This window comes from Streptomyces thermovulgaris (assembly GCF_002155915.1).
Lineage (GTDB): Bacteria > Actinomycetota > Actinomycetes > Streptomycetales > Streptomycetaceae > Streptomyces > Streptomyces thermovulgaris.
Window position 1 is genome coordinate 1 of record NZ_MUME01000379.1, and the last position, 4,664, is coordinate 4,664.

The 4,664-nt window shown below is 70.1% G+C and carries 4 protein-coding genes; 1 reads left to right on the forward strand and 3 read right to left on the reverse strand.

Annotated features, from left to right (window positions below):
- Nucleotides 1-84: 84 nt before the first annotated feature.
- The 3 genes from CCN35_RS24585 to CCN35_RS24595 form a co-directional block, all read right to left on the reverse strand.
- The gene (locus CCN35_RS24585; protein ID WP_067400578.1) at nucleotides 85-372 is read right to left on the reverse strand and encodes a DUF7848 domain-containing protein; all 288 of its coding nucleotides are present in this window, start codon (nucleotides 370-372) and stop codon (nucleotides 85-87) included.
- A complete protein-coding gene (locus tag CCN35_RS24590; protein ID WP_067400575.1) occupies nucleotides 365-703 on the reverse strand; it encodes a hypothetical protein in 339 nt (112 codons plus the stop codon). The genes CCN35_RS24585 and CCN35_RS24590 overlap by 8 nt, the downstream gene beginning before the upstream one ends.
- A gap of 157 nt (nucleotides 704-860) precedes the next feature.
- On the reverse strand, nucleotides 861-2,108 hold the full coding sequence (locus CCN35_RS24595; protein ID WP_067400572.1) for a helix-turn-helix domain-containing protein: 1,248 nt from the start codon (nucleotides 2,106-2,108) through the stop codon (nucleotides 861-863).
- A gap of 671 nt (nucleotides 2,109-2,779) precedes the next feature.
- Here CCN35_RS24595 and CCN35_RS24600 point away from each other — a divergent pair.
- The gene (locus tag CCN35_RS24600; protein WP_425444321.1) at nucleotides 2,780-4,591 is read left to right on the forward strand and encodes an IS481 family transposase; all 1,812 of its coding nucleotides are present in this window, start codon (nucleotides 2,780-2,782) and stop codon (nucleotides 4,589-4,591) included.
- Nucleotides 4,592-4,664 lie beyond the last annotated feature (73 nt).

Sequence of the window (4,664 nt, forward strand, 5' to 3'; positions counted from 1 at the left end):
AGTTACGGGACAGCCCTTACTGCCGTCACCGGCTTGGGCTGCGCGGTCGCGTTGCCGCTGGCGTGGTGTCGGCGCAGGGGGACTCTACTGCCACGCGCCACGCTCGGCACGGACGAGAGCGTGGACGGTCTGCTCGTAGAGCTCGTGGCCGCTCTGGGCGCAGTGTCCGGCGATCCAACGGGTCAGCTCGTCCGAGTTGTGCAGCGTGCCTGACGTGGCGCCGCAGTTGTGCTCTTCCCCGGTGACGCAGACCGCCTCGAACGCTGGCAGCGCCACAGGGTCGGGGACGGTGGTCACGTGGTACTCGCGGAAGCGGAAGCGCCCCCGAGCGGAGTTGCGTACTGGTGCGCCGGCGTTTGAAGAGTCAGGCATCCTCGGCCGCCTCTTCCTGATCCGGGATGCGCTGTCCGCGCGAGTCCGCGACCCTGAGCGCGTCCGCCAGGGCTTCCGCCAACCGGCAGGCCAACCAGCGGTATTCGCTCGCCGACAGGGCCTTCGCGCCGGGCGCCGTGGCGTCGCGGGCGTACTCCAACAGTTCCTGGCCCATGCTGAGCTGTACCGTCTCGATGCTGTCGGCGAGGGTGGAGAGGTAACCCCGGCCGTCGCTGCTCAGGTAGCAGGGCTTCCCCTCCGGGCTGGTCCACGGCAGTAAGCGGGGACCTCCCCCGCCCGACGCGGCGTCGTACAGCTCTCTGCGACGCATACGGTCGGCATCGCTCCTGGGCTGGCTCACTGGGCACCCCCGGCCTGGGTCACTGGTTGTGGACACACTGACCGTAGGCACTGACTGATCGTCACCCCAGATGGGAGTCATGGCAGTTCGCGACTCTAGGTTCACGAACTGCCACGCTGCGTGGCAGCTACCCGACAACGCCCAGGTAGTCGGCCATTTCGCGCATCTCCGTGGTGAGGGTGCGCTTGCGCTTGCCGAGGATCTCCTGCATGGTCTCGGCGGCCCCGTTCTGGTGCCGCAGCCACTGCGGGGCGGCTTCCCTGGCACGGGTCAACTCGTCCATGGCGGCGGACAGGTCGCCGGTCCGGGTGTGGGCGCGCGCCACATCGAGGGTGAAACGGTTCCCGTCGTTGGTGCTGGGCCTGCCCAAGCGCTTCCACGCCTTGGGCGACAACTCCTCCTGCTCGCTGGCCTTGCGAACCACCGCGCGGGAGTCGCCGACGACCATGTCGTCTTCGAGCGCCTTGACCGCGGCGGTGACCGGCCCGAAGACGGACCAGTGCCGGGAGACGTTGCGATGCGCCGTGCCGACAGCGGTTGCCGCGACCCGGGCGGCTTGACGGTACTCCTTCGCCTCGTCGGGACGGTTGTTCCTCGCGGCTGCGGCGGCGGCCTCCATCGCCAGGCCGCCCCACACCGCGTAGTGGTCCGGCTCAGCCCCGGTGATCTTCGGCTCCACCGCGTCCATGCTCTGGGCGGCGACCTGTTCCGCCTCGTCCAACCTTCCCTGCCTCACCAGCAGCCAGCACATGCAGCCGACACCGGAGCCCGCCGCAAGCATGTCTCCGGCCTGACGGGCGTCCATGATGGCGCCGCGCACGGCGGCATACGCGATGTCGTACTGCCGTACCTGGGTGAGGTAGGTGCCGGCCAGACGCAGCGCCTCGGCGCGTGCCAGCAGGGCCTGCCGGTGCTCGTCCCCGCTGTCGTAGTAGGCGACGGCCTGTGCGGCATCGCGCAGCAGGCCCGGCAGTTGAGCCGCGACGCTCTTGTAGCTGTCGGAGAAGTACAACACCCGTGCGTCTTGCAGCATCCGCCGGAAGGTGCGCAGGTTCGGTTCCTCGGCCACGGCTTCGGCGTCCTGGTCCACGAGCCCGACGGCCGGGGTGAGGGCGGCGCGGAGCTGGATCAGGTTGACCCGGTTCGGCTCCTCGGCTCGCCCCACTGGCTCCGGTGCATCCGAGGCCATCAGCGCGGCCGTGGTCACCCCCAGCGCGCGGGCAAGCGTGTGCAAGGTCTCCATGCGGATGGTGCCGCCCTGCTCGGCCTTGCGCACGGTGCCCGGCGATACGCCTGCGGCGTGGGCCAGTTCCTCCTGGCTCATCCCCGCGCGACGCCGGTACTTGCGGACGTTGTCGGCCAGCTCCGTGGTCATCAACTCACCACCTCCCACTCCACGGTACGCCCGGCCGGCACATCAACCGGGGTGATCCGACAGGCACCCGCCCCCAAAGGTGCCCCACCACGCGGCGGGCCGGGCCCCGGCAGGACCGGGGCCTGAGCGGGTGGGGTCCCTCGTCGGTCGGGCAGCTTCGCCGGACCAGGGTTCCCCGGGGGCCGCCAAGGCTCACCCCGTGACGCTTGCGCTCGGCCTTGGCGGCCCCCGGGGGTTCCTGGTACGCCTCCGGTGACCGGGCGGCGAGGGACCCCACCCGCGACCCGCGACCACTCACCACGACGAAGCCGCACGCGTAAGTCGGCCCCCTGCCCCTCGGAGGGAGGGCCGGGGTCTGGGGCAGCGCCCCAGGTGGCTTGCTGTGCTGGCTGTTGCGCGCCCGGACCGGCGGGGCCGACGGCAAGCGGGGCGGAGACAGGAGCGGGCGGCGGCCCCGCAGGGCCGGAGCGCGCGGGCCGCGTCAGCGGGCCGCCTTGAACCAGTAAAACCAGTAAAGAAACTCTGAACAGCTCACCCACGGGCCGAGCTGTCCGATCCCGGTAGATGCTTGACAGTTCGGTCCCAGCTGATGGTTGACAGTGGCCGTGTTCGGCTTTTCTGTGCGCGTCGTTGCGGCGTGTGTGGGGAGGCCGGGATTGGCGCTGGTGGAGTTGTCGGTTGTGGAGCAGAGATACCGGGCTGTGCTTGCGGTGTTGGCGGGTGCGACGGTGACGGAGGTCGCCGCGTCGTTGGGGGTGTCGCGGCAGACGGTCAGCGGCTGGAAGTCCCGGTATGAGGCCTTCGGTCTGGCCGGGTTGGCGGACCGTTCCCGCAGGCCGGCGTCGTGTCCGCATCAGGCCTCTGCCGAGGTGGAGGCTGCGGTGTGCGAGTTGCGGCGCAAGCATCCGAAGTGGGGTCCGCGGCGGATCGCCCATGTGCTTGAGCGGTCCGGGGCAGTGAGCCCGGTGCCGTCACGGATGACCGTGTATCGGATCCTGGTCCGTCACGGGCTGGTGGAGCCGGGAGTGCGGCGCCGGAAGCGGTCGGATTACAAGCGCTGGCAGCGGGACCGTCCGATGCAGCTGTGGCAGATGGACATCGTCGGCGGCGTGACGCTGGTCGACCCGGTGACGGGTGAGCTGACCGAGGCGAAGATCGTGACCGGGGTGGACGACCATTCCCGGTACTGCGTGATCGCGTCGGTGGTCGAGCGGGCGACCGGGCGGGCGGTCTGCGTGGCCTTCGCCCGGGCCTTGCAGGCGTTTGGGGTGCCGGAGGAGGTGCTGACCGACAACGGCAAGCAGTTCACCGACCGGTTCGGGCAGGGCGGTGAGGTGTTGTTCGACCGGATCTGCCGGGAGAACGGGATCGCGCACCGCCTCACCCAGCCGGCGTCGCCGACCACGACGGGCAAGGTCGAGCGGTTCCATCAGACGCTGCGACGCGAACTCCTCGACGACTGCGGCGCGTTCGAGAGCATCGAGCAGGCTCAGGCGGCACTGGAGGCGTGGGTGGAGGAATACAACTCCTCGCGGCCGCATCAGGCGCTGGACATGCAGTCTCCGGGCGATCGGTTCGCCCCGGTTGCCGAGCAGGAGCGGAACGTCCTGGGCCTGAAGATCCCCGGAGTGCTGGCGCTGGTGCCGCAGCAGCGGACACCCCCAGAGGACCCGGAGCCGGATCGGACCGAAGTCTCCGATGTTCCTGCCGCCCTGCCTGAAGTGGTCCCGGCAGAGGTGCCGGTGGAGCCCGGCGGGCCGGTGGAGTTCGAGCGGGTGGTGCCTGCGAGTGGGAATCTGCAGGTCGCGGGCAAGCAGTTCTGGCTGGGTCCGGCCCGCTCAGGGCTGACGGTGACCTTCAGGGCCGACACGCAAGTGATCCATCTGCTGATCGCCGGGACGCGGATCAAGACCGTGCGGTCACACTTGTCGGTGGCGGATCTGGGACGGCTGGTGGCCCGGGGCGGACGTCCGGCCAGACCGGCCCCGCTTCCCGTCGGTGACGGGGCGGCGTTCGAGGTGGACCGGGTCGTGAACAACAGCGGCCTGGTGGGCCTGGGCGGGCACCAGGTTCTGGCGGCGGAGATACTCGGCGGCCGCCAGGTGGGTATCCGCATCGACGACGAGACACTGTCATTCTTCGATCCGTCCTCGCGGGAACTGCTGCGGGTGCGGCCCAGCCCGCTGACCAGCGAGGAAGTCCGCAGGCTGCGGGGCCTGCGGCCGGCCGGACCGCCGCCGCGTCCTGGTGTTGAGCCCGTGCGGGTGCAGCGGCGGGTCAGCGCGGTCGGCACCGTCATGGTCTGCCGGCAGGTCGTGTCCCTCGGCCGCCCCTACGCAGGCCAGACCGTGACCGTGCATGTCTCGGACTCCACGATCAGCGTCGAGCTGGACGGCCAGATCCGGGTGATCCGGCGCACGACCGACGTCCCGGTCCGTAACGTGAAAGCGAACAAGCCCCACGGGGCTCCCTACGTTGTCTAAGGGCTGTCCCGTAACTGCTGGTCGCAGGTGAGATGATCATGGTGTGGCTGGTGTGATCACGGCGTCGGAGCCG